This window comes from Mariniflexile ostreae (assembly GCF_042427585.1).
In the GTDB taxonomy this organism is placed as follows: Bacteria; Bacteroidota; Bacteroidia; order Flavobacteriales; family Flavobacteriaceae; genus Pseudalgibacter; species Pseudalgibacter ostreae.
Genome location: NZ_JBHMFC010000081.1, coordinates 1 through 25,383, shown reverse-complemented (window position 1 = coordinate 25,383; position 25,383 = coordinate 1). Strand labels below are relative to the sequence as shown.

Genomic DNA, 25,383 nt, shown 5'->3' with positions numbered 1-25,383 from the left:
AAAATAGCGTTAATCGTCTCTTTTAAACGATTAACTGCAATTTTATTATAAAAAATCTGTTTTTGTTGTAAAAATTTATTAAATTTCAGAATGCATCTAAAACTACATCTCCTCATTTTTCTAATAACAGGCATTTCGTATGCACAACTTTCAGTAAAAAATGAAGCCTATATTTTTGTTGATGACCAAATTGTTTTTGTGGAAGATGATATCCAACTCAATGATGAGACTAGCATGATATATTTGCGTAATGAAGCTCAATTGATACAAGGCGAAAGCTCTACAGGGAATTCTGGTATGGGCAAGTTAAGTGTTCACCAAACAGGTACTGTTAATCAATTTGCTTATAACTATTGGTGTGCTCCTGTTGGAAACACAGACACTAATACGGCCTTTATACCCAATAATAATATATATTGGCATGTTGGCCATACCACCGCCCCTTCTTTAGACCCCATAACAAGCGAGATAGCGAAGTATACTACTGATTTTGATGGCGAATCTTCTCCACTAAAAATATCCAGCAGGTGGCTTTATAAATATAGTTCTGGATCGAATTATGGAGATTGGGATTATATAGGCCCCTCGGGCGCAGTAGACGCTGGTTATGGTTTTACAATGAAAGGCACCCAGGGATCTGGAAGTAAACAATTATACGATTTTAGAGGAAAACCCAATACTGGCACTATTGAAGTTACTGTTGCGGCAGGACAGCAAACTCTTGTAGGCAATCCATACCCATCTGCATTAGATGCTCATGCCTTTATACATGATCTTTTAAACCAGACCTCATTATCCGTTGGTGTCGATTCTTCTGGAGCGCCCACTCTATCAGGAACATTATATTTCTGGGAACAAGACGAGACCACCAATTCCCATATTCTTGCAAATTATAGAGGAGGTTATGCCACTTACACTATAGATAAACTCGGTGAACTAGAAACTTTTGTTCCCGCTACTTTTAATACTTATAACGGTGATGGCTCTTTAAATACTATAGGTGGATCAAGTGCAAGCACTAAAAAAGTAAAAAGATACATTCCTGTAGGGCAAGGGTTTATGATTGAAGGTATGGACGGTATTCTGGCAACAGAACAAGTATTTTTCACCAATGTACAACGGGCATACGAAAAAGAGTCTGGAGGCAATAGTGAGTTTTTTAGATCCAGTAATGTTAAAAATAAAAGCGAAAGCCAAAACGCATTACAAAATGATAATAATAATTTACAATTGATTCCTGAGGCTTACAAACGTTTTAGGGTCAATATAGACTTTAATGATGTTTATACCAGACAGTTGGTACATAATTTTCATGATACTGCCACAGATGGTTTTGATTATGGGTTGGAAAGTAAACATACTGGAGTATTAAGCTCTGATGCCCATTGGGTTTTAAACGATGTGCCTTACATTGCTCAGGCCCATAAATTTAATACAGATTTAAAAATACCGATAGTCATTACTTTAGACACTCAAAAAACGATACGATTTCGTGCTTTTGATATTCAGCACTTTAATGAGGAATACCCTATTTATTTGCACGATATCGAAAAAGACATTTACGTAGACCTTAAATCACAACATTATGAATTGCCTTTAGGCACTGCGCGCTATAACGACCGTTTTGAAATCACCTTTAAAAAGGACGTTTTAAGTATTGATGAAACAATGTATAACGACCTTAAGGTGTTTCAAGACAATACCATTGGACAGTTAACTGTTTTCAATCCGCAGCATTTAGATTTAAAAACCTTCCATTTAGTTGATGTTACTGGAAAACAAATCCATTCAAACCATTTAGAAGGAGGAAATAAAACTTACGATTTTCCAACAAAACAGCTAAGCAGTGGCATGTATTTAGTAAAAATAACATCTGCTAGCGGTATTATGTTTACACAAAAGATAATTATCACCAATAAATAAAGCATCGTATCACTTCTTAAGAAACCCATTTTAAATTAGGAGTTTAACTATATTTGTGCTCAAAAAACCAACCTAACCTTTTTTATGGAATTAAAACCACCACGCCCTAGCAACTATTTAGCTCTAGCAATTATTAGTACTATTCTATGTTGTTTGCCTACAGGTATTGTAAGTATTATATATGCTTCCAAGGTAAATAGTGCTTATGAAGATGGCCAGTATGCCGAAGCTGTTAAAGCTTCAAAAAATGCTAAAATATGGGGCATAGTCTCTATCGGAATAGCGTTTTTCGGAATTATTATCTACTTCTTGTTTTTTGGATTGGTACTTTTCGGAACTTTATTAAGTAGTGGGTATTAAATTAAAGATTTTTATCGGCTTGCTAGCAACCGCAATAAGCGGTGTTTTAGTGTGGCTATATCTCCATTATAACCCTGCTGAACGCGCTTTTTTTCCACAATGCCCTGTTTACGCTTTTACAGGCTATTATTGTTCGGGTTGCGGAAGCCAAAGGGCCATGCATCAATTTTTGAATGGACACATTATCGAAGGTTTAAAACATAATCTTTTAATCGTATTGCTAGCAGTCGTTATTGTATATCATGTTATGATAAAGCTGTCGCAATTCCTCTTCAAAAAAAACGTCACCAACCTGTTGCACCAATCGAAAACCATCTATATTATTCTCTTTATTGTTATAGCGTATAGTATTTTACGAAATATAAAATCATATCCATTTACTATTTTAGCACCTTGATTTAAAAAAAACACTATTTTTATCTTAACTAAAGTCTCTAAATGATTTCAATTGAAACCTATATGCTTCCCTGTTTAAACAAGAAATTTTTCGGTTTCGATTGTATGGGATGTGGTACACAGCGTTCGTTATCCCTTATGTTTCATGGTGAATTTACAGCGGCTTTTTATATGTACCCTGCTATTTACACGCTACTCATCCTTCTAGGGTTTTCTATCCTGAATGCTTTTAATAATTATAGATTCGCTAGTAAAATCATTATCCCACTTGCTATCATCAATGTCATCCTAATCGTTGGGAGCTTTATCTTTAAAATCTTTTTAAACACGCATTAAAACTTAGTTATGGAAAAGCAGACATTACAAAACTCGACTCTTATTTTAATTTTCGGAATCTTTTCAATTTTAACCTGTTGTTGTTATGGGGTTTTAGGTTTAATTATGGGAATAACCGCTTTAGTTCTTGCAAAAAAAGCCACAGACACTTATCGTGAAAATCCAGAGCTTTATAAAGGGTTTCAAAACGTTAGAACAGGAAAAGTGCTAGCCATAGTAGGTATTATATTAAGTGTTTTGTACATCATATTTATGGTGGGCGCTATATCCTATTTTGGATGGAACAACTTGCAAGACGAAGCTTTTATGCAAGAGAAGATTCAAGAACTATTAGGACGTTAAATTTTAGATGGAGCATACATAAAGCGATAAACATCGCTTTATGTATGTTGTCTTTCAGTTTAAGCGAACATTAAAAAAAACGTCCATGTGCTTTTGTGAGCTTTAAAATAGGATTATTACACGATTAAATTCTGTCTATTTTTCAAAGGCTTGAAGGGTTTTTGTAATAATACCAACACAGTCCATCAATTGAGATTTGGTCATGACAAGCGGGGGTGCAAAACGAATGACGTTGCCATGGGTTGGTTTTGCCAACAGACCATTGTCCCGCAATGCCAAACAGATATTCCAAGCCGTATCACTGTCTTCTGTATCATTGATTACAATAGCGTTAAGCAGGCCTTTGCCCCTTACCAAAGTAACGATATTACTGGTTTTTATATAATCGTTTAATTCATTTCTAAAAAGCTGCCCCAGTGTTTCGGCATTGGCGGCCAAATTTTCATCTTGCACCACTTTTAAAGCAGCTATAGCCACAGCGGCTGCCAATGGGTTTCCTCCAAAAGTACTTCCATGAGTACCGGGTGTCATAACCTCCATAACCGTGTTGTTTGCTAAAGCAGCACTTACAGGGTATACTCCACCACTTAAGGCTTTTCCTAAAATTAAAATATCGGGTTTTACGTTTTCATGGTCCACAGCCAGACGCTTGCCTGTTCTGCCAATACCCGTTTGTACTTCATCTGCAATAAACAGCACATGATAGGACTCACATAATGCTTTTGCTTTTGCCAAATATCCTTCAGAAGGCACATACACCCCAGCTTCACCTTGAATAGGCTCAACCAAAAATCCTGCAATATTTGGGTTCCGCTTTAAAACGGCTTCAAGGGCATCCAAATCATTATAGTCAATATTTATAAAACCATCCGTATATGGACCGAAGCTTTTAGTTGCTTTCTCATCATTAGAAAAAGATACAATAGTGGTCGTTCTACCATGAAAGTTTTTATTACAGACCACGATTTTTGCTTCATCTCGTTTAATCCCTTTCACTTCGTATCCCCATTTTCTGCATATTTTTAAAGCTGTTTCCACGGCTTCGGCTCCTGAGTTCATGGGCAGCATTTTTTCAAAACCAAAATAGTCACAAACAAACTTTTCAAAACGCCCCAACATATCATTATAAAAAGCTCTAGAGGTTAAGGTTAAAGTCTGTGCTTGTTTAGTTAGGGCCTCTATGATTTTAGGGTGGCAATGGCCTTGGTTAACTGCAGAATAGGCCGACAAAAAATCGTAATATTTTTTACCATCCACATCCCATACATACACGCCCTTCCCTTTACTTAAAACTACAGGAAGAGAATGATACGTGTTCGACCCATATTGATGTTCTAATGCTATTGCTTGCTGTGATGTAAGTTTGTCTATAACAGCCATATTTAATACGTTTTAGTGTTTGTTTAGCGTAGATAAATGCACAACTATTTTGTTATATCAGGGTAACAAAAACGTCTTATTTAACACTTGCAAAGTACTAAATATATGTTGTTCCTTAAAATCTTGCGAATGGTTTTTGATTAAATTCCATATACATTAAAGGAGGCTTTTTTAAATCCTTTATGCATTCATAAAAAAATAAGCCCTCTCCATATGCTAAATTCTAAAAAGGGGCTACTTTTGCAATATGGCAAAAAGAAGAGCAACAAAACAGGTTTTTGAAAATATAGAAGTTTTAGATGCTGGCGCAAAAGGAAAAACGATTGCAAAAGCACCAGACGGAAAAGTAATTTTTATACCCAACGCCGTACCTGGCGATGTCGTAGATATACAAACTTTCAAAAAAAGAAAAGCCTATTATGAAGGCAAAGCAACTGTGTTTCATAAATTATCGGATAAAAGAACCGAGCCGGTCTGCGACCATTTTGGAACCTGTGGTGGGTGCAAATGGCAAGATATGGCCTATGAGCACCAATTGTTTTATAAACAAAAAGAAGTGACCAATAACTTAATCCGTATTGGCCATGTAGAACTTCCTGAAGTGACACCTATATTGGCATCAAAGAAACAGTACTTTTATAGAAATAAAATGGAGTTCTCTTTTAGTGATAGCCGCTGGTTAACACTTGAAGAAGTACAGTCTACTGAAGATATAGAAAACAGAAATGCTTTAGGCTTTCATATTCCGGGTATGTGGGACAAGATCTTGGATGTAAAAAAATGCCATTTACAAGACGACCCGTCTAATGCTATCAGAAATGCTGTAAAGACTTTTTCTATTGAGAATGACTTGGCGTTTTTCAATACCCGAAACCAAACGGGCCTATTGCGCACTATGATGATTCGTACATCGTCCACAGGCGATATTATGGTTATGATTCAGTTTTTTAAGGAAGATAAAGCCAAAAGAGAACTCTTATTAGATTATATTGCTGTAACCTTTCCGGAAATAACCTCTTTACAATACGTAATTAACGGAAAAGGAAATGATACTATTTACGATCAAGATGTTATTTGTTATAAAGGCACCGATCATATTTTTGAAGAGATGGAGGGGTTAAAGTTTAAGATAAATGCCAAATCTTTTTACCAAACCAATTCAGATCAAGCTTTTGAGTTGTATAAGATAACTAGAGATTTTGCGGGATTAACAGGAAACGAATTGGTATATGATTTATATACAGGTACCGGAACCATTGCGCAATTTGTGGCAAAAAATGCTTCTAAAGTCATAGGTGTAGAGTCTGTACCAGATGCTATTACTGCCGCAAAAGAAAATGCGAAATTAAACCAAATTTCTAATGTTGCGTTTTATGTGGGCGATATGAAGCAGGTTTTTAATAGCGAATTTATTCAAGCCCACGGGCAACCAGACGTTATCATAACCGATCCACCACGTGATGGCATGCATAAAGACGTGGTACAGCAGATTTTAGACATTGCTCCAAAAAAAGTAGTTTACGTGAGTTGTAACAGCGCTACACAAGCACGGGACCTAAGCCTTATGGATGCGATGTATAAAGTAACAAAAACACAAGCGGTAGATATGTTTCCACAAACATTTCATGTTGAAAATGTTGTACTTTTGGAACTTAGATCATCTTTACTATAAACACCCATTAAATTAAAGCATGAGGTATTCTAAATTTGTTTATTTTTTAACTGCGATAATGGCCGTTGGCACTCTTATAAGTTGTGAACGCGATGATATTTGCCCTTCAAGCACATCTACTACACCACGCTTGCTTCTTAAAGCGTATGATGCTACCATTCAAGAAAATAGAAAAAACATTTTCGGACTGCTTGTTATAGGTGTTGATAACGATGTGGTACTAGAAGGTTATGAAATTGCTACCATAGAGGACATCAACTTGCCCTTAAGAACAGATACCACCACAACACAATATAGGTTGATAAAAGACACCACTATAAATAATAATGGAACGCCCGACGATAGCAGTGATGATTATTTAGAAGGTAACGAAGATATTATAACCATAAACTATACCACCGAGCAAATATATGTATCGCGTGCCTGTGGTTATAAAACCATTTTTAAAAATGTGTCGCTCACCATCGAAGATGATGGCGATAACTGGATCCTTTCGAGACAAGCAACAACCGATAACCAATCTGTAGAAGATGAAGCAGCAGCACATTACAACATTTATCATTAACATTGCCATCTTGCTGTTTTTTAGTGCTTCAATACAAGCACAAAGTACCAGTAAAGTAAAAACAAATAAAGACACCCTTAACATCCAACAAAAATATGGTTTACGTGTAGGGGTCGATACCGGAAAAATTATCAGGACTTTTGCTGAAGATGACTATAAGGGATTTGAAATTTCAGCAGATTTTAGATATAGTAATCGCCTCTATATTGCTGGTGAAGTTGGTACTGAAGACAAAACCAATATAAACGACTATTTAGATGTAACGACAACAGGATCCTATTTTAAAGCTGGTATTGATTATAACCTCTACCAAAACTGGTTGGATATGGATAATATGGTGTATACAGGCTTCCGTTTAGGCGCTAGCTCTTTTAACCATACCCTTAATGAATTTGAAGTGTATAGCACCAATCAATATTGGGCACCACAATACACCTCAAACACCAGCCAAGAATTTAATGGATTAACGGCATTGTGGCTTGAACTTATTATAGGTATTAAAGCAGAAATTTTTAAAAACCTATACCTTGGTCTTAATCTCCAAATGAAAACCTTAGTGACAGAAAAAATTCCTGAAAATTTTGAGAACATCTACATTCCGGGTTTTAACAGAACTTACGATAGTAGCGGTATTGGAACGGGTGTTGGGTATTCCATTTCATATAGAATACCTATTTATAAAAAGATAAAGCGTATAGCACCAGTAAAATAAGCCTTATCATCTCATGGGGTTATTTATAAATTTAGTATTCTCATTTAACTAAGTACATTATAAATGTATCCTTTAAGTTATTAGTATGCTTAAAATAGCTACAAACTCATTAAAAAAAAACTCTTATTAGGTATGAATAAATTCGTGTTGATGTTTGTTTTAAGTTTCTTTTTTATGAAAACAGGAGCACAATCCTCTACAATTGTAACCGCCTATTATAAAAGAGCCCAAGAAGAGTACGCACAACACAACTATAAGCAAGCGATTGCTTTTCTTAAAATAGCCCAAGTAAATGCAGGGACAAAAACATGTCCTGATATCACATATTTAAAAGCCAAAGCACATTATAGGCATGATATAAATATAGTTGAAGCCAAACAATTATTCTTAAAATTTCTTGAAGAAGCTCCCAAAATCCATTCTAAATTTAAAGAGGTTTTAGATGTAATTCGTGATATAGAAATCTCTAACAAAATTGATACTTTTGGTTACTTTAAAGATCCATTAAACCGAAATGGCACAAAAAAGTATTATTACAATAAGGAGCATTTACAAAAAGTAGAGACCTATAAAAACGGACTTTTAGATGGGGTGTTCTTAGAGTACTTTGAAAATGGGAAACTCTACCGAGAAGGGCACTATGAAGATGGAGTAATGCAAGGTACGTTCAAATCGTATAGCCCAAGCGGTATAATAAAAACGATTACAGAGTATAGCAGTGGTGTAAAACATGGTATAGAGAAAAGATACACAACTGCAGGGATTTTGGCAGAACTTTACACGTATGCCAATAATCAAAAGCATGGTAGTTTTAAAACGTTTCATGAAGACGGTAAAACCATAAAGGAAGAAGGGAGCTATAAAGGCAACCAACGGGTTGGTATCTATAAGTCTTATTATGAAAATAGCAGCTTAGCATATAGTGCGCTTTATGGTTCGAAAGGCGAAAAAGACGGTCCAGAAATAAAGTTCTATCCCAATGGAACTAAAGAATGGGTAAAAAACTATTTAAATGGCAAGCTTCGGGGTATTCAGAAATATTATTATAACACTACACAGCTAAGCAAATGGCATGTTTATAACCAAAATGGTCTTCAAGATGGTGAAAATAAAGAATATCATGAAAACGGTATATTAGCGATTACTATTTTATACGAAAATGGTCGTGTTATTGATGTTCTTGAACAACAAAACTCTAAGGGTAAAAATATTAGAAAAAGTAAACTTAAAAAGACCCCTTATGGCACGGGACAGATTATTAAGGTTTACGACAATAATACCATAAGTTATAAAGCCCATTACGTAGATGGCCTGTTGGATGGCGACATTAAAACATATTATAAAAACGGCCAATTAAAATGTGAAGGCTCCTATAATTACGGTAGTAAACATGGCGAATTTAAACAGTACTATATTACTGGTGTACTAAAATCAAAAGGTGCTTATAAGTCCAATCACGCCATGGGATATAAGGATGGTGAACATTTGAAGTATTATGAAACCGGCGAGTTATTAAGCAAAACTGTTTATCAGTACAATGAGGAAATAGAAAAAACCACTTATCATAAAAATGGTAAAAAAAGCGCTATTTATAATTATTTAAATGACGTATGGGATACTTATACAGAATAAAATTAAATCAATCTAAAGGGGTAAAGGATTGCTTCGTGATAATTACGAGTATTCCTCTAAAAAAAAAACAAGGTATAGTCTACTAGGTTATACTACATACAAAAACAAAAAACATCACAGTTTCCTATGATGTTTTTAAACTATTTATAGCCTTATTATTTATTTCAAATCTGGCTGAGGTGTCATTCTTAAATATGGTTTTATCTCAGTATGTCCTTTCGGGAACAAAGATGGAATCTGCTCATTAGTAATGGCTGGAGAAATAACCACGTCTTCTCCACTATTCCAGTTTGCTGGTGTTGCCACTTTATGATAAGCCGTTAATTGTAAAGAATCGATAACACGCAGTAATTCATCAAAATTTCTTCCAGTTGAAGCTGGATAAGTAATGATTAATTTAACTTTTTTGTCTTTACCAATAACAAATACAGAACGAACCGTCAATTTATCGTCTGCATTTGGGTGAATCATATCATAAAGCTCAGATACTTTTCTATCCTCATCTGCTATAATGGGAAAGTTAACCGTGGTATTCTGTGTTTCATTAATATCTTTAACCCAACCTTTATGAGATTCCAAACCATCAACACTTAATGCTATAACCTTAGTGTTACGTTTATCAAATTGTTCTTTATATCTTGCTACAGCACCCAATTCCGTCGTGCATACAGGCGTATAATCTGCTGGATGTGAAAACAGAACACCCCAACTGTCGCCTAGCCATTCATGAAAATTAATAGTTCCTTCTGTGGATTCTGCTGTAAAGTTTGGGGCTTCATCTCCTAATCTAATCGTTGCCATATTACTATTTTTTTTATGTTTATAAATAAATTTTAAATAGATATTTAATTTAAAATCTGAATCTAGCTAAGATACCATTTATTTTATTTTTTATTAAAGCTATTGCGTTATATATATGTTAAAAATATCATATAAAAACTAACATATATCAGTAAAAAATCCCCCTTAAAACCATTAACTTTGTAACTTAATTTTAATAGTCACTATGATGAGTTTTAGAATAGAGAAAGATACCATGGGTGAGGTAAATGTACCTGCCGACAAACTTTGGGGAGCACAAACAGAACGCTCTAGAAACAATTTCAAAATAGGGCCTGCGTCCTCCATGCCATTAGAGATTATCTATGGTTTTGCTTATCTCAAAAAAGCAGCAGCATTCACCAATTGCGAATTAGGCGTATTACCTATAGAAAAACGTGATTTGATTGCCCAGGTCTGTGATGAAATTTTAGAAGGCAAGCATGATGACCAGTTTCCTTTGGTTATTTGGCAAACAGGTTCTGGCACCCAGAGCAATATGAATTTAAACGAAGTGATTGCGAATAGGGCCCAACAATTAGCTGGAAGAAAAATTGGTGAAGGTGAAAAGGTTATTCAGCCCAATGATGATGTTAACAAGTCACAATCTTCAAACGATACGTTTCCAACAGGGATGCATATTGCTATTTATAAAAAAATAGTAGAAACAACCATCCCAGGGGTGAAACAATTGCGAGATACCTTAAAAAAGAAATCTGAAGCTTTCAAAAATGTTGTAAAAATTGGTAGAACACACCTTATGGATGCTACACCATTAACATTGGGACAAGAAATCTCTGGATACGTAGCGCAATTAGATCATGGCCTTAAAGCTTTAGAAAACACTTTACCACATTTAAGTGAATTGGCTTTGGGCGGTACGGCTGTTGGAACAGGGTTAAACACACCTAAAGGCTATAGTAAACGCGTAGCAGAATATATTGCAAAACTCACAGAGCTTCCCTTTATAACTGCACCAAATAAATTTGAAGCCCTAGCTGCACATGATGCTTTAGTAGAAAGTCATGGAGCATTAAAGCAATTGGCGGTTTCTTTAAACAAAATAGCTAATGATGTAAGAATGATGGCTTCTGGCCCAAGAAGTGGTATTGGCGAAATTATTATTCCAGCGAATGAGCCTGGTAGCTCTATTATGCCTGGAAAAGTGAACCCGACACAATGTGAAGCATTGACCATGGTCTGTGCCCAAGTAATAGGGAATGATGTAGCAGTAGCTGTGGGCGGTATGCAAGGCCATTATGAACTGAATGTTTTTAAACCTGTGATGGCAGCAAATGTATTACAGTCTGCACAATTAATTGGAGACGCTTGTGTTAGTTTTGATGAAAATTGTGCTATTGGTATTGAACCAAACCAAGACGTTATTACCAAATTATTGAACAATTCTTTAATGCTTGTAACAGCCTTAAACCCTAAAATCGGGTATTATAAAGCTGCTGAAATAGCAAATACCGCACATAAAAATGGTACAACCTTAAAGGAAGAAGCGGTAAGACTAGGCTATGTTACTGCAGAAGATTATGATGCATGGGTTAAACCAGAAGAAATGGTTGGAACTTTAAAATAAAAACGATTACGACACTAATTGAAAAGACAGATAATTTAAAATATCTGTCTTTTTTATTAGGTGTTTAGAAATAATAGCGAATAAAATCTTTAAAACACTTTACCCCAACCACCCTTCCCTATCCAGGCTTCTATATTGAATAGCTTCACTTATATGGCTTCCGTTTACCGTAACAGATGCCTCTAAATCTGCAATGGTTCGAGACACTTTTAAAATTCTATCGTAAGCTCTAGCGGATAAGTTTAAACGTTCCATAGCTGTTTTTAATAAAAGTTTAGACCCCTCATCTAAAACACAATGTTTTCTTATTTGTTTAGTATTCATTTGAGCATTATAATGCACGGCATCTGAATCTTTAAAGCGATCGGTTTGGATTTCCCTTGCTTTTGTAACGCGCTGTCTAATTTCAATAGAGGTTTCTCCTTTTCTATCGTCGGAAAGCTTTTCAAACGGCACAGGCGTAACTTCAATATGGATATCAATCCTATCTAATAAAGGGCCAGAAACTTTACTTAAATAGCGTTGCATTTCGGCAGGACTAGATGTTACTGGAGCATTAGGGTCGTTAAAATACCCTCCTGGACTTGGGTTCATGCTTGCCACTAGCATAAATGATGAGGGATAGGTTACTGTAAATTTCGCTCGAGAAATGGTGACCTCCCGATCTTCAAGCGGTTGGCGCATTACTTCTAAAACCTCACGTTTAAATTCCGGGAGTTCGTCTAAGAACAATACACCGTTATGGGATAGTGATATTTCACCAGGCTGCGGATAGCTTCCACCACCAACTAAAGCCACATTCGATATCGTGTGGTGCGGACTTCTAAACGGCCGTTGGGCCATTAGCCCTGTGTCTTTTACACGTCCTACCACAGAGTGGATTTTAGTGGTTTCTAAAGCCTCATGCAAAGTCATAGGCGGTAAAATACTAGATAAACGCTTTGCTAACATTGTTTTACCTGCTCCTGGTGGGCCTATTAAAATAATATTATGACCACCTGCGGCTGCAATTTCCATACAGCGTTTAATGCCTTCTTGCCCTTTAACATCTGAAAAGTCAAATTCAGGATAGTTCAAGTTTTTTTCAAACTCTTCACGAATGTTGATGATGGTTTGCTCGAGTGCTTCACCTTTATCAAAAAAATCAATAACTTGTTTTATGTTCTCGATACCATAAACTTCTAATCCTTCTACAATAGCAGCTTCTTTCGCATTTTGAAAGGGAAGAATAAATCCTTTAAACCCCTCTTCCATTGCTTTTACCGCAATAGGCAAAGCACCTTTTATGGGTTGTAAGCTACCATCTAATGATAGTTCGCCCATAATCAAATAGCGATCTAAATCTTCCGATTGAATTTGATTTGTTGAAGCTAAAATACCAATTGCCAACGTGAGGTCATAAGCAGAGCCTTCTTTTCTCAAATCTGCTGGAGACATGTTGATGATGATTTTCTTACCTGGGATTTTGTATCCGTTATTCTGAAGCGCAGCAGCTATACGAAAGTTACTTTCTTTAATGGCATTATCTGGCAAGCCAACTAAATGATATCCCACCCCCTTATCTGTATTTACCTCAACAGTAACTGTTGAAGCCTCTACACCAAAAACTGCACTGGCAAACACTTTTTTAAGCATATGATTTATTTACTGTTTAAATGTAAGAAATTATTTTATTTAGAAACAGTAAAAGTATAAAAATTCTTATAAAAAAATAAAGCCCTAAAATACGTTCAGGACTCTATTAAAAAAATTATAGCACAGCCCTTGATCTAGGGTTTTAAGAGCCGTTTTTTAAGTGCTTTCATAATTACGAACTAGCTACTTGGACTTTAAAAATACTGCCACCACCCGCCTTTATAAGAGAACGTATTTAATTATCGTCTGCAAATGGTTTTCGGTTATATACCGCATGAAAGAAAACTTTGGGTCATTTACTTCATATTAAAACCAAGCGAGCTTTGGTGGACAGGTATTTATAAATTTTAGGGTTATCATAAATATAAATCAGTGTCATAATTCTCTATTTACAATAAACCAGAGGCTCTAGCCCCCAATCTAGCAGTTGCCACTCATGCAGTTATTAGCGTTAAAGGCAGTTCGGCGGCCTGCATCGATATTCATTTTTTTTCTTTTAAATTTTGGTGATAAAGTAATAAAAGACATATTATCCATATGCCAAGTGTTATGAGGTTTTGGAATCTCCATAGGTTTTAATTCTCCTTTTAAATTCCAACTGATTTCATATTTGGTCTCTGTCCACTCACTTCTTGAAATAGGGTTTTTTAAAGCAATATTTTTTGGAATAATGAATGTTTTTCGAGACGTTTTTTTTTGGTTAGCTGCACTCCATTTGTTTAATTTTTTGTGTTCTAAACCACTAAAACCCTGAGAGTAGATGTTTATAGAAAGCATACACAGACCTAGTAAGTACAAAACGTTTTTTATAAAAAACGTGTGGATTGAAATGTTCATGTGTTCCTGATTATATGTTTACTTGGCAAATGTATTTTTAGGAGCTTTACCGTTCAAGAGTGAAATCCCTAAAATGCTAAAAGAAGAGCCCCTTAAAAACTACAAGGGTTTTACTTGTCCACTATAGGTGTTTTTCCCTTTTTCAATCAGAAATACCCCTATAAAAACAGCTAGCAAAACACACTATCCCTTTATGGACAAGACATTGACAACAATGATCAAAACACAGCTCCATTCTGGATAATTTAATTTTAGATAATAAACTGTACATTTGACCAAACCAATAAACTATATTTTATGAAAACAAATGCAATTCACAAAATCAGTGTTTTAGTCATTTTTACCGTATGCTTATTAGTGTCGTGTAACAATGTCACAAAAGAAAAGCCTTCGGAGCAACAGAAACCCGAAAAGATTAGCGCTCCAAAACAAACCATCGATTATGAATATGCCAGTAATTTAGAAGAAGAATACATAAACACTAGAGCTAGCATAATCAATAAATCTTTAGATATGGAGGATGCTCGCGAATTTTGGTTTGATCTTGATCAACTAAAAAAATATATTGCTTATGTGGAACAAGAAGCAAAATCCCAAGGATATAAAAATTTAGGGATCCGTATTTATAACGGAGCCTATCCAAAGGAAAAACAGTATCCAGACCCTGGGTATTCAACTGTTTTTTTAGTACCTACTGGCACTAAATCGATTTCTAAAGCAGGTATTTCGTCTTCAAGTTTTATTTTAAGCAATGACAACATTCAAAGCATACGTGCTTATAATTATGGTCATGCAGGACGACCTCCAAAAAAGATAATAAAATAAATGATGCCTTGTAAAGATGAGCGATTCCTATTATTTTTTATACTATTTAATCCATTTATTGGAACTTACAGCTGCTATCTTGGCATTAATCCACTACAAGAAGTATAAAAGTTCTACAGAACGCTATTTTTTACATTTCTTATGGTTAACTTTTATATTTGATACCGTTATAGGTGTTTTAATAAGACCTTTATTTGAAATAGATAATACTTGGGCCTATTATATCTACACCGGTATCAGTTTTTTATTCTATTATTGGTGGTACCATAGCGTGTTATTAAAAACAATGTATAAAAGAATAATACTCGTGTTTGGTTTTCTATTTTTTATTGTTTATTTTTTTAATTTTACTAAGCCCAATCTCCATCAATATAGTTTTATTACCGGAGCTTTCTTTTTACTTATATTAACTGGGCTCTATCTTCATCAATTATTCAATGCCGATTACATCTTAAATTTAAAATATAAATTGAGTTTTTGGATTACCATTGCTTTGGTTTTATTTAATATAAGCATGATACCATTTATATTGCTATCAGAATATTTTAACTTTTGGGTAGATAACCCTATTTTTGTTAGTATCCTGTTTTTTCTAAATGTGGTTTTATATGGCTGTTACATGATAGGTTTTATATGGACGAAAAAGAAATACAATCATTTTTAATTATATCCTCTGTAATATTATTCATTTTAGTATTTACGATGATTTCTTTATTTCTCCTCTTTCAAAAAAAGAAAAACACTTTACTTTTTGAACAAGAGCATATAAAAAAACGCTTTGAGCAAGAGCTATCTAAAGCTCAAATTGAAATTAGAGAAGAAACTTTTCGCAACATTAGTTGGGAGCTACATGATAACATTGGGCAATTGCTTACTTTAGCAAAAATACAGTTACAAAATCACTTGGGTATTGAAGATGTAAAACAAACGCTAAACAAAAGCCTACAAGAATTAAGAATCCTGTCTAAATCAATAAATCCAGATGCTCTAAAAAATATAAGCTTAGAACAGGCTATTGGTGAAGAAATTGGACGGTTTAATAGACTCAATTTTATAATTTCTAGCTTTACCGTTAACGGACAAGTCGTGCCCTTAGATACCAACATAAAAATCATGCTTTTTAGAATGGTGCAAGAGTTTTTTTCAAACACCATAAAGCACGCCAAAGCGACACATTTAGATGTGTTGGTGCATTATAAAACCGATTCGCTAATTATTGAAGCTAAAGATGACGGACAAGGTTTTAACGTAAACGCACCAAGCAATTCGGGAATTGGCCTTATAAACATAAAAAACAGGGCTAAATTAATTCATGCCGATGCTGTTATTCTTTCCGATTTACATAAAGGAACAAAACTTACTATAATATATAAATTTAACCTATGAAACCCTATACTGTAGTTGTTGTTGAGGACCACCTCTTACTCTCTCAAGCCATAGCAGGTCTAGTTAATTCGTTTCCAGACTTTAATGTGCTCTACACATGCCAGCATGGTAAAGCGTTGCTTACAATGCTTAAAACGACAAGCAATATTCCAGACCTAATACTTATGGATGTGAAAATGCCCATATTAAATGGCATAGAAACTACAGAAATAATAACCAAGCAATATCCTGACATCAAAGTTATAGCACTTTCCGTAGAAGAAGAAGACGCTACTATTATTAAAATGCTAAAAGTTGGTGCAAAAGGGTATTTGCTAAAAGATGTGGAAAAAGATATTTTAGAACTAGCGTTAACCGAAACTATAAAACATGGGTATTATCATACTCGAGATGTATCCAATATTTTAATAAACTCGCTAAATAACACGGAACAGACAGATGATATTAAGCTCAAGAATAGAGAAATAGAATTCATCACTCACGTCTGTTCTGAAATGACCTACAAAGAAATTGCTGACAAAATGTTTTTAAGTCCTAAAACCATAGATGGGTATAGAGACTGTCTGTTTCAAAAATTGAATGTGAGAAACAGAATTGGTTTAGTACTATACGCTATAAAACATGGTATTTATAAAGTATAATACCCTATTTAATAGTTTGTATCATAAAAGGCTAAACCAATTCTATCTTTTTAATAACTTAGTTAACAATACCGTTTTAAATATGGGAAACTTTTTTTTAACATAATAGGCCGTGCCACGCGTATAAAACAGATACTCTAACCCACTGCACAAGCCCTCTCTGTTGGTATTAATTTAAAAACTTGGGTTTTATAACCAACATCGCCCAAGCCCAATTTTGCACATCTGCTGCATCATTTTTAGAAACGCCTTTTAACTCATACATACCATCACTTTCGAACATATGGGAATAGCCCAATGCTAAACTATAACCTTTAAAAGTTTTAGAGTATACTAAATCTACTTCAGTACCTAAAGACTTTTCTCCGCTTGCTAATTTTTTGTCACCACTAAAATTCAATACTTTTATCATTACGCTAGACGTGTTGTTTAGTGCATAATCGGCACTAATATGAACATCAAATAATCCAATGCTGTTAATATGATTTCCAACATAGAAATAATCCATAAATCCATTAAATTTATGATTGGTTCCAAACAAGGGCGCAAAAGCTTCTGTATCTGCGGTTGTATTATCATCGCCACTCATTAACTCCACACCCACTCCTAGGTTTAATTTATTGGTAGCTGTATAATTAAGGTCTAAACCTAACAAATAAGCATTATCCACTTGATCTCCGGTTTGCAAGAAGGCATTTGCCGCTATTCCAAAATCTCCTTTTTTATAATTTACATGGGTCCCTATGGTTTGGATATTATCAACACCATCTGGTTCTGTATTGCTATCAAATTTTTGAAATCCATTATTCAACACCAACAAGCTCCCTGTAAAATTTTGCCAAACGTTTTTTAAATATAAGTATTGCATGGTTTTATAAGAAAAGAACCCCGTAGTATTATACCCAGTTCCAGAAGAAACAAAACCTGTAGGGTGAGAATAATCTTGATTAAAAGCCAAACCTATGTCTGCCATAAAATCACCTTTATTGTATTTTAACAATGCGGCATCGTGATTACGGCCTTGTTGTGCCCAATCTAAACCACCAAATATGCGTTGATCGTCATAAGAAAGCACTTGGCGGCCTAATTTAGTTGAAAAACCTTCTCCCAAATTAACTTCGGCCCAAGCTTGGAAAACAGCAAACGAGTTGTTTTGATCATACGGCAATATCTGTCTGTTTTCTCCCCAAACCATAACATCTTGAAGACTAATATAGAATTTATAAGCCTCTACGGCATAACCAGCGTTTAAACGTACTCTAGTAGAAACACCAAAGCCAGAATCTTCTGCGCTAGGAATAATGCTACCGTAGCCATTACGATATTCCGTTCGCGGTCTAAATTCACCATCCAAAGAAAATTGCGCTTGTGCAAACTGCATGGCTAACACCAATATGCTCAATACTAAATATTGTTTTTTCATTTTTTTTCTGATTTTAAGTTATCATTTTTTATATTTTATCATAAACAGAATATTTTATAACCTAACAAATATAAAAGCTGTTGTTTTTATAATTTATGATATATCTCATATTATCGCACTTGCCCCTTAAATTCTCATCCCTATAAGCACGGCCTTATGTATGGTATTACATTAGCTTAACCGCACCGTATTAAAATATATCACATGGAAAACTTAATGTGAAAAACAGAAAGCTTAACGCACTGTTTTCTCATTTCAATATGGATATAAAAAAATAGCCACATGTTCTTGATAAAAAAATGGGGCTATTTTATATAAATGAAGTGTAAAACACAGTATGGTTTAAAAAAACATTCTAGTTATCGCATTAAATATTTTTTTTTCTTTTATTTCTGTAAGCTGCTAAAACAGCAATTATAACCATAAGAACAGCTAACACATAAACAAATGAAGGAATAGGTAGTGGATCTCCTGCCGCATAACTATGTAGCCCTGCTAAATAATAATTAACCCCAAAAGACGTCATAATTATAGACCAAAATGCAAACATACTCGCCATATTAAGTACATAAGCATTATTTAATTGGGGTACAAAACGTAAATGCAACACAATAGCGTATACTATAATACTTATTAAGGCCCAGGTTTCTTTAGGATCCCATGCCCAATACCGGCCCCATGATTCGTTTGCCCAAACCCCTCCTAAAAAGGTACCTATAGCCAAAACAAATAAGCCAATAGTCATGGACATTTCATTGATATAAGTGATTTCTTTTATTTTTACATCTATAATATCTTTTGTTTTTGATGTTCTAAAAATCATTAACAGTAAGGCCATCAAGCCCAGTACGGCCGATAAAGCCAAGGGTGCATAACTGCTCACAATGGTTGCCACATGAATTTTTAACCAATAGGATTTTAATACGGGCATTAAATTGGTGATTTCCGGACTTAACCAATCTAAGTAGCTTACAAACAATAAAGCACCAGAAAACAAAGTAGCCAAAGGCAAAGAGAAATCCGATTTTCTAAACGTTAGTAATCCACAAAGCACTAATACCCACGCTACAAAAATCAACATTTCGTAACCGTTACTCCAAGGCGCGTGCTGGGCGACATACCAACGCAACAAAATGTTCCCTGTAAAACATAAAAAAGATATTAGAGTGAGTACTACTAGGGTATTATTCGCAACTTCTACCCATTTTTTATTAGAAAACATTCTAACAATAGCTAAAATTAGCAAGATAAAGCCTAATGTAAAGAAAACTTGAAATAACCAGAAATTCACATTGGCCTTATTGTACCATAACTCTGCTTCAATACGCTCTGGTGTTGGTATAACCTCTGCACCTAACACTTCTTGGTACTTTTTAATATACATAAGTTTTTCATGAGCACCAACATAATTTCCCATGGAAACATCCTTAAAATAAGTAGGGATAATGGTTTCTGCAAATTGGGCATCTTCTTCAGGAAAATCGTCAAAATGATGCGTATAACTAAACCATGTATGGTTATCATCATTTTTATTAGGTAGTATTTTTAAATAATTCCCAATAAAAACATTATAAAGAATATTGAAACGCTCATCAATTTTCAAAACTTCTTTATCAAATTCATTACGCTCAGCAGGTTTTTTCACATTAGCATCCTCCACTTGGCTCGCTAAGATATAATCTCCCTTTTCATTTAAAAGATCAGTAAAAGCGACAAGTTTATTTTTTCCCACGGGGATACTATCCAGTAATTTTCCTATTTTTTCAAAATCTACTTTTATAAGCGGAATACGCTGCCATACTTGTGGCAGCATATGCATCGCCAAAAAGGTTTGATTAACATTTAATTGAATAGTCTCATGTTCTAATGGATAAGTGAATTTTGACTTCCGAGAAATCTTTCTAATAATTTCCGATGCCAAGGTATTGATTGGTTTTATCCGTCCATCTAAATCCTGTACCAAAAGTCTACCAAAAAAGTCTGCATGTTGCTTATCTATGTTCTGGGTCTTTAACGCTTTTTCAATTACTACAGTTAAAGAATCTGATGGAACTTGTGCAAAAACAGGAGCAGAAAGCCCAAAAAGAAGTAGTCCTACAGCGATAACCGTTTTCTTTTTTAGTTTTTTTAATTTTTTACTAATAAGTTGAAAGCGTGATGTTTTTCCAAATAACGTAAAGAACATCCCTACCATCAACAGCAAATACCCCAAATAGGTTACAAACGTCCCTACTCTATCATGGTTTACAGAAAGTACTGTGCCTTTTTCATCAGTATCATAACTGGCTTGAAAAAACCGATAGCCTTTATAGTCCAGAACATTATTCATAAAAATTCTATAAGGCATGTTTTCGCCATTATCTAAAATTGAAACTTCACTGGCATAAGCAGAAGGACTTGAAGAGCCTGGGTATCGCTCCAATTGAAAATCATTCAACTTAATTGAAAAAGGTGTTTTTATGGCCGCAGCACCATATGACAATGCTATGTTTATCCCATTAATTTCTGTATGGTGATGCGTTGGCAGAAAACCCTGTCTGTATAAAATGTTTACAGGCTGTTGCTCACCGTTACCAACCGAAACATTTACAATTAGCGCATCGTCTTTAGTGCTATCATTGTCTTTTACCTTTTCCGAATCGCTTTTTAAATGAAAACTCCCTTTTTCATAATAAGCCAAAGGCACAAAAGACATATCGCCCGCTCTATATAAGGTGCGTAATGTAATGGGCTGCAAACTATCTTTAAAAACTTTACCAGCCTGTTGGGAAGCCATGATAAAGAAGTCTAAATCGTGAGGGGCTTTAAGACTAAAAGCACCATCAATTTCCGAAATATTGATAATACCTTCCTTGTCAGACTCAAAACCAATCTCATGATGATGGTCACCAATAGTCTTTACTTCTCCTTTTTTAAGAAATATAGTGTTTCGTCCTTCACCATGGGTTACAACCATTTCTAAAAGAGGTTTTCCCGAAACATCATCATGCACAACTTCTGGTACAGCATCTGCAATAAATTCTTTGTGTGAAATCTCTATTGGTATATTGTTAAAATCTGTTTTTAAAACAAAATCATTATTCCCTATTGGAGAAAACGACAGTTTCTTTTTAATGGTTTTCGTGTTAGTACCATCGGTTAGAGTTGCCGTTAAAAAATTAGTATCTGAAATAACAATATTAGAAGACGCCCCTTCCCGAATTCTCATAATACCACCATAGGAGGCATAGCGTGTTATAGAAGCACCCAAAATAATCGCGATAAATGACAAATGAAATAATAAAACCGCCCATTTTTCTTTACGCAGCAACTTATATTTAAAAATGTTGGCAATAAAACTAAGAGCTAAGCCTAGCATAACCAGTTCGAACCACCAAGCATCATAAATGATAACCCAAGCGGTAGCGGTACCAAAATCATTTTCCACAAAAGTTGCTACGGCCATGGCTATAGCAAAAATCAATAATAATAAAAGCGCTAGGCTTGAAGACGAGAAAAATTTATATAATTTTTGCATAAAATTTCTATAAAAAAGAAGATAACATTTGTGGTGTATTTTATCCCCAAATGTTATCTTTTTTATTAGTTGTTATAAAAGAAGCGTGACCTTCTTATTCTGTCATTGATACTTTTTTAGAACCATATCCTGCTTCGCGAGTTTTCGCCTCTTCAAGCCATTTAGGTACTAAGTTTTGTTTAAATGCTTCTTTTTCTTTCATCAACTGATCCACATCCAAACCGATATATTTTTGTGCTTTTTCCTTAGTTGAAATATCGGGCATATCAACAGGTTGGTTATGGCCAAGTTCTGCCAATAAACGCGCTAATTTTAAACGTCCTTCTTGAATAACTGAAAAAGCGCCACCCATAATCCGAGCGGTTTCAACAGGAGCGTGGAATGATGCCCCGTGAGACGCAGCAGAAAAATCCCAGCGCCATTGGGCATGGCGGATATCCATTAAAATATCTTTCATTTGCTCTTCCGTAGCACCTAAATCCCATGCTTTTTTAGCTTCTATGTGGGCTTTTACTAAAATATCCTCCAGTTTTATTCTGTTTTCAGAAGCTTTACGCTGACGGTCGTAAACATTTAATTTCAATTTTTCAGCATCTTCTCTATGACACACTTGGCACGCATTTGCCATATTGTTTAATGGCGACTGGATATGGTGGTCTGTAAATTTTTGGCCGCCTTCACTCTTATAAGGCATATGGCAATCTGCACAAGATACGCCTCTATCGGCATGCACTCCTGTTAAATAGGTTTCATAGCCAGGATGCTGGGCTTTAAGCATTGGCGCACGACTTAATTGATGCGTCCAATCACTAAATTCGATTTCATCATAATATTCTTCCATCGCCTCAACGCTCATCCCATTTTTCCAAGGAAATTTCAAATAAGGAACCCCTTCTTTTCCTGGTAAATTTTTATCGAAATAGTATTCCACATGGCATTGGGCACATACCAAAGAACGCATTTCTTGGTGCGTCGCTTTATTGATATCTTTGCCCATCTCTTCAAAAGCCTCAATTAATGCAGGCCTTGTAATGGTTAATTTCATAGTTTTAGAATCGTGGCAATCGGCACAACCAATTGGGTTTACCACTTCAGCACCTTTAGAAGACCAAGTGCCAGAATAAAACTCGGCAATACCATGCTCATTCATCAAACGTGGTACATCTGGCCCTTTACAAGTCCAACACGTCGCTGGCATAGGACCATCATCACTACCTGTTGGCGCGCCTGTACGTAAGGAGTTTGTAATATCTTCAATGGCATATATATGGCCTCTGCCTTGCGTATATTCTTTTGAAAACCCATATCCAGCCCAAAGTACGACCAAACGGGAATCCTCATGAAGCATATCGCGCATAGCAGAACCGCCTTGAAGCGAAGCAAAACTGGAATCTGCTGTTTGCAGAAACGATTGATACTCTGCAGGAAAATTTTTCCCCCATTCTTCATTTCTAGGTTCGTTTTCACCTATCTCCACCTGTGGCACATACATGTATTTGGCTTCGTTTTTTCTGTTAATAATACTGGACGCCAATAATCCTAGTAGAAACACGACTACTGCGGTAACGATAAATAGTACTTTGTTTTTCATCTGTAAAATTTGTTTTTTTAATTGCCATCTCCACAACCCTAATGTTGTAAAACTGTTTTTTACGGTATAAAAATGTAGTTATGGATGTATCATTTTAGGTTTAGTTATTTGTCATTTATTTGTTTTTCTAACCACTCCGGAATCACAGTTTTCTCAGTATCTGTGGGAATGGGCGCTATATTGTTTCTTATAGTGGATATACCGTGTATTTTGCCGTGTGGCACTTCTTGATGGCAGCTCCAACACTGTCTGTCGGTTCTATTCTTGGCATGATCATCAATCCAGCCATCATATTTAGTTTGGGTCACTTGTTGTACGTGGCAGCGAATACAATTGTCTTGAACCACTTCTTCAGAAGCCTCTCGCATAAACATTACTTCCGGCTCTGCCCGCATGGTAAAAACAGAAGCGTGAAACAGCCCGTCTTTGGCTTTAAAATAATACTGATTAACAATATTATTATGCGGCACATGGCAGTCGTTACAAGATGCCCATTGGCGATGCGAACTGTGCATCCAGCTGTTGTAAACTGGAGTCATTACATGGCAGTTAACACAAGCCAAAGGATCATCGGACATGTACGACACCAATTCGGCCTCCTTTGCCATAAAAAATCCTAAGCCAGTAATTACTGCAATTAAAAAAACAGCAACCGTTCGCCATCGCGTTTTTTTATCGGGCAATATGTTGTTTTTAAACTTCACTTTACTATATCTGATTAAGAAAATGGTTATTATATAAAACCTATTTGTTTTTTGGCATTATTTAGAATTCTATAAAACTGTTTCACATCATATTCACTGGCTGCATGGTATATCGTTCCCATTAAAAAACATTAATCTTTACAAAAAGGAATGATCCATTCTCTGTCGGAACTCTATAATCAAAAACAAAACTCAGTCAATTTAAGAAAACTTTAACTGATAAATGTCATGTTTTACTTGTTTAAAATTAATCTAAATAATTTTCAAATAAAGAAAAGACAATAAGGTAAGACATAGATTAACAATCGATTACCCCATATAAAAACATAAAGTGCGACCAGTTTTGATCGCACTTTTGTAAAAGTAAGTAAATCTATAAGCCGAATTCTGTTTCACACCAAAGTGTAACCCTTATCATTTATCTGAATGCATTGTTACCAATACATTTTAGCTGCCTACCCTCCAATATTCGAGCGTGCCGCCCGTTCTCGGTTATCATCATAACAACAATTACCAAGACATTGGTTTACATGACATTGCACCACATAGAGTTTACCTGGTTTCACTACAGCATAACCTGTACATACTTTCTGTTGCACTTTTCCTAACCTCACGGCTGGTGGTAATTAGCCACTATGTTGCACTGCGGTGTTCGGACTTTCCTCCATTCCATCCCGATAACTATCGAAACGCAACAGCGATAAGGCGATTTACTTAAGTGCAAAATTACAATAAAAAGCACTACACTATCTAAACAATTTTAAACATTTGGGCGTTACCCTAAAAAAGGGTCAGGCTTTTCGCTGCAAGTCCTCGCGCTCCCGAAAAATAATCGGGGCGCTGCGGGCTTTCCACTGCAATCCTTAACGCGAGATTGGGAGGTTTAATAAACATAAAAACAAAACTATAAAGTTTAGTGTTTATATTAGAGCAAGAAACCAAGAATTTAGAAACGCAGCCATTCAAAAGAAAAAAAATAAACTTAATTATAAACCCACAACTATCCGAAAGTTTAAGTTTTAAAGAAGCTTGAGAATCCCTTATTTTTGGTTTGCAGACTAAAAATAATTTTCATGGGACTCTACAAGCGCACTAAAAA

The 25,383-nt window shown here is 35.2% G+C and carries 22 protein-coding genes and 1 other RNA gene; 14 read left to right on the top strand and 9 right to left on the bottom strand.

Going from position 1 to position 25,383, the window contains the following annotated elements; genetic code table 11:
• Positions 1-90 precede the first annotated feature (90 nt).
• The 5 genes from ACFFU9_RS12455 (at position 91) to ACFFU9_RS12435 (ending at position 3,357) form a co-directional block, all read left to right on the top strand.
• Positions 91-1,923, top strand: coding sequence for a DUF8693 domain-containing protein (locus ACFFU9_RS12455; RefSeq protein WP_379861784.1), 1,833 nt, complete (start codon positions 91-93; stop codon positions 1,921-1,923).
• A gap of 84 nt (positions 1,924-2,007) precedes the next feature.
• Positions 2,008-2,283: a CD225/dispanin family protein gene (locus ACFFU9_RS12450; protein ID WP_379861783.1), complete on the top strand. Its 276-nt coding sequence runs from the start codon at positions 2,008-2,010 to the stop codon at positions 2,281-2,283.
• Positions 2,284-2,302: 19 nt separating this feature from the next.
• Entirely contained in the window at positions 2,303-2,680 is a 378-nt protein-coding gene (locus ACFFU9_RS12445; protein WP_379861782.1) for a DUF2752 domain-containing protein, read from the top strand.
• Positions 2,681-2,721: 41 nt separating this feature from the next.
• A complete protein-coding gene (locus ACFFU9_RS12440; RefSeq protein WP_379861781.1) occupies positions 2,722-3,015 on the top strand; it encodes a DUF2752 domain-containing protein in 294 nt (97 codons plus the stop codon).
• 9 nt (positions 3,016-3,024) lie between these two features.
• A complete protein-coding gene (locus tag ACFFU9_RS12435; protein WP_379861780.1) occupies positions 3,025-3,357 on the top strand; it encodes a CCC motif membrane protein in 333 nt (110 codons plus the stop codon).
• A 135-nt stretch (positions 3,358-3,492) separates the two neighbouring features.
• Here ACFFU9_RS12435 and rocD read toward each other — a convergent pair whose 3' ends face one another.
• Positions 3,493-4,737, bottom strand: coding sequence for an ornithine--oxo-acid transaminase (gene rocD / locus ACFFU9_RS12430; RefSeq protein WP_379861779.1), 1,245 nt, complete (start codon positions 4,735-4,737; stop codon positions 3,493-3,495).
• Positions 4,738-4,984: 247 nt separating this feature from the next.
• Here rocD and rlmD point away from each other — a divergent pair, with 247 nt between their 5' ends.
• The 4 genes from rlmD (at position 4,985) to ACFFU9_RS12410 (ending at position 9,318) form a co-directional block, all read left to right on the top strand.
• Positions 4,985-6,409 (top strand): 23S rRNA (uracil(1939)-C(5))-methyltransferase RlmD, encoded by a 1,425-nt coding sequence (rlmD, locus tag ACFFU9_RS12425; protein WP_379861777.1) that lies wholly within the window; start codon positions 4,985-4,987, stop codon positions 6,407-6,409.
• Positions 6,410-6,428: 19 nt separating this feature from the next.
• Entirely contained in the window at positions 6,429-6,974 is a 546-nt protein-coding gene (locus ACFFU9_RS12420) for a DUF6452 family protein (RefSeq protein ID WP_379861776.1), read from the top strand.
• A complete protein-coding gene (locus ACFFU9_RS12415; RefSeq protein ID WP_379861775.1) occupies positions 6,940-7,686 on the top strand; it encodes a DUF6048 family protein in 747 nt (248 codons plus the stop codon). Before ACFFU9_RS12420 ends, ACFFU9_RS12415 begins: the two co-directional genes overlap by 35 nt.
• A gap of 174 nt (positions 7,687-7,860) precedes the next feature.
• Positions 7,861-9,318: a toxin-antitoxin system YwqK family antitoxin gene (locus ACFFU9_RS12410; protein WP_379861774.1), complete on the top strand. Its 1,458-nt coding sequence runs from the start codon at positions 7,861-7,863 to the stop codon at positions 9,316-9,318.
• Positions 9,319-9,477: 159 nt separating this feature from the next.
• Here the strand turns inward: ACFFU9_RS12410 and ACFFU9_RS12405 are convergent, their stop codons facing one another.
• Positions 9,478-10,119 (bottom strand): peroxiredoxin, encoded by a 642-nt coding sequence (locus ACFFU9_RS12405; RefSeq protein ID WP_379861773.1) that lies wholly within the window; start codon positions 10,117-10,119, stop codon positions 9,478-9,480.
• A gap of 208 nt (positions 10,120-10,327) precedes the next feature.
• Between ACFFU9_RS12405 and fumC the strand changes: the two genes are divergently transcribed.
• Entirely contained in the window at positions 10,328-11,725 is a 1,398-nt protein-coding gene (gene fumC, locus ACFFU9_RS12400) for a class II fumarate hydratase (protein WP_379861871.1), read from the top strand.
• Positions 11,726-11,824: 99 nt separating this feature from the next.
• Here fumC and ACFFU9_RS12395 read toward each other — a convergent pair whose 3' ends face one another.
• Positions 11,825-13,360, bottom strand: coding sequence for a YifB family Mg chelatase-like AAA ATPase (locus ACFFU9_RS12395; protein ID WP_379861772.1), 1,536 nt, complete (start codon positions 13,358-13,360; stop codon positions 11,825-11,827).
• 420 nt (positions 13,361-13,780) lie between these two features.
• Complete coding sequence (locus tag ACFFU9_RS12390) at positions 13,781-14,197, bottom strand: hypothetical protein (RefSeq protein ID WP_379861771.1); 417 nt, start codon at positions 14,195-14,197, stop codon at positions 13,781-13,783.
• 297 nt (positions 14,198-14,494) lie between these two features.
• Between ACFFU9_RS12390 and ACFFU9_RS12385 the strand changes: the two genes are divergently transcribed.
• From ACFFU9_RS12385 to ACFFU9_RS12370, 4 genes are read left to right on the top strand one after another with little or no spacing between them, the layout of a single operon-like run.
• Positions 14,495-15,022, top strand: coding sequence for a hypothetical protein (locus ACFFU9_RS12385; protein ID WP_379861770.1), 528 nt, complete (start codon positions 14,495-14,497; stop codon positions 15,020-15,022).
• Between the two features lie 16 nt (positions 15,023-15,038).
• Positions 15,039-15,686, top strand: a complete 648-nt coding sequence (locus tag ACFFU9_RS12380; protein WP_379861769.1) for a hypothetical protein — start codon at positions 15,039-15,041, stop codon at positions 15,684-15,686.
• A gap of 38 nt (positions 15,687-15,724) precedes the next feature.
• Positions 15,725-16,408: a sensor histidine kinase gene (locus ACFFU9_RS12375; RefSeq protein WP_379861768.1), complete on the top strand. Its 684-nt coding sequence runs from the start codon at positions 15,725-15,727 to the stop codon at positions 16,406-16,408.
• Positions 16,405-17,049, top strand: a complete 645-nt coding sequence (locus ACFFU9_RS12370; RefSeq protein WP_379861767.1) for a response regulator transcription factor — start codon at positions 16,405-16,407, stop codon at positions 17,047-17,049. The genes ACFFU9_RS12375 and ACFFU9_RS12370 overlap by 4 nt, the downstream gene beginning before the upstream one ends.
• A gap of 169 nt (positions 17,050-17,218) precedes the next feature.
• Here the strand turns inward: ACFFU9_RS12370 and ACFFU9_RS12365 are convergent, their stop codons facing one another.
• The 5 genes from ACFFU9_RS12365 to rnpB form a co-directional block, all read right to left on the bottom strand.
• Positions 17,219-18,472, bottom strand: a complete 1,254-nt coding sequence (locus ACFFU9_RS12365; protein WP_379861766.1) for an alginate export family protein — start codon at positions 18,470-18,472, stop codon at positions 17,219-17,221.
• A 367-nt stretch (positions 18,473-18,839) separates the two neighbouring features.
• Positions 18,840-21,989 carry a cytochrome c biogenesis protein gene (locus ACFFU9_RS12360; protein ID WP_379861765.1) on the bottom strand — a complete coding sequence of 1,050 codons (3,150 nt, stop codon included), beginning with the start codon at positions 21,987-21,989 and terminating at the stop codon, positions 18,840-18,842.
• Between the two features lie 94 nt (positions 21,990-22,083).
• Positions 22,084-23,580, bottom strand: coding sequence for an ammonia-forming cytochrome c nitrite reductase (nrfA, locus tag ACFFU9_RS12355; protein ID WP_379861764.1), 1,497 nt, complete (start codon positions 23,578-23,580; stop codon positions 22,084-22,086).
• A gap of 104 nt (positions 23,581-23,684) precedes the next feature.
• Complete coding sequence (gene nrfH, locus ACFFU9_RS12350; protein ID WP_379861763.1) at positions 23,685-24,263, bottom strand: cytochrome c nitrite reductase small subunit; 579 nt, start codon at positions 24,261-24,263, stop codon at positions 23,685-23,687.
• A 381-nt stretch (positions 24,264-24,644) separates the two neighbouring features.
• An RNA gene (gene rnpB / locus ACFFU9_RS12345) (RNase P RNA component class A) lies at positions 24,645-25,001 on the bottom strand.
• Positions 25,002-25,383: the final 382 nt, after the last annotated feature.

Excerpts from the sequence above, each read along its gene's own strand:
- ACFFU9_RS12455 (WP_379861784.1), top strand. The coding sequence starts at position 91 with ATGCATCTAAAACTACATCTCCTCATTTTTCTAATAACAGGCATTTCG.
- ACFFU9_RS12450 (WP_379861783.1), top strand. The coding sequence starts at position 2,008 with ATGGAATTAAAACCACCACGCCCTAGCAACTATTTAGCTCTAGCAATT.
- ACFFU9_RS12440 (WP_379861781.1), top strand. The coding sequence starts at position 2,722 with ATGATTTCAATTGAAACCTATATGCTTCCCTGTTTAAACAAGAAATTT.
- ACFFU9_RS12435 (WP_379861780.1), top strand. The coding sequence starts at position 3,025 with ATGGAAAAGCAGACATTACAAAACTCGACTCTTATTTTAATTTTCGGA.
- rocD (WP_379861779.1), bottom strand. The coding sequence starts at position 4,737 with ATGGCTGTTATAGACAAACTTACATCACAGCAAGCAATAGCATTAGAA.
- rlmD (WP_379861777.1), top strand. The coding sequence starts at position 4,985 with ATGGCAAAAAGAAGAGCAACAAAACAGGTTTTTGAAAATATAGAAGTT.
- ACFFU9_RS12420 (WP_379861776.1), top strand. The coding sequence starts at position 6,429 with ATGAGGTATTCTAAATTTGTTTATTTTTTAACTGCGATAATGGCCGTT.
- ACFFU9_RS12415 (WP_379861775.1), top strand. The coding sequence starts at position 6,940 with ATGAAGCAGCAGCACATTACAACATTTATCATTAACATTGCCATCTTG.
- ACFFU9_RS12410 (WP_379861774.1), top strand. The coding sequence starts at position 7,861 with ATGAAAACAGGAGCACAATCCTCTACAATTGTAACCGCCTATTATAAA.
- ACFFU9_RS12405 (WP_379861773.1), bottom strand. The coding sequence starts at position 10,119 with ATGGCAACGATTAGATTAGGAGATGAAGCCCCAAACTTTACAGCAGAA.
- fumC (WP_379861871.1), top strand. The coding sequence starts at position 10,328 with ATGAGTTTTAGAATAGAGAAAGATACCATGGGTGAGGTAAATGTACCT.
- ACFFU9_RS12395 (WP_379861772.1), bottom strand. The coding sequence starts at position 13,360 with ATGCTTAAAAAAGTGTTTGCCAGTGCAGTTTTTGGTGTAGAGGCTTCA.
- ACFFU9_RS12390 (WP_379861771.1), bottom strand. The coding sequence starts at position 14,197 with ATGAACATTTCAATCCACACGTTTTTTATAAAAAACGTTTTGTACTTA.
- ACFFU9_RS12385 (WP_379861770.1), top strand. The coding sequence starts at position 14,495 with ATGAAAACAAATGCAATTCACAAAATCAGTGTTTTAGTCATTTTTACC.
- ACFFU9_RS12380 (WP_379861769.1), top strand. The coding sequence starts at position 15,039 with ATGAGCGATTCCTATTATTTTTTATACTATTTAATCCATTTATTGGAA.
- ACFFU9_RS12375 (WP_379861768.1), top strand. The coding sequence starts at position 15,725 with ATGATTTCTTTATTTCTCCTCTTTCAAAAAAAGAAAAACACTTTACTT.
- ACFFU9_RS12370 (WP_379861767.1), top strand. The coding sequence starts at position 16,405 with ATGAAACCCTATACTGTAGTTGTTGTTGAGGACCACCTCTTACTCTCT.
- ACFFU9_RS12365 (WP_379861766.1), bottom strand. The coding sequence starts at position 18,472 with ATGAAAAAACAATATTTAGTATTGAGCATATTGGTGTTAGCCATGCAG.
- ACFFU9_RS12360 (WP_379861765.1), bottom strand. The coding sequence starts at position 21,989 with ATGCAAAAATTATATAAATTTTTCTCGTCTTCAAGCCTAGCGCTTTTA.
- nrfA (WP_379861764.1), bottom strand. The coding sequence starts at position 23,580 with ATGAAAAACAAAGTACTATTTATCGTTACCGCAGTAGTCGTGTTTCTA.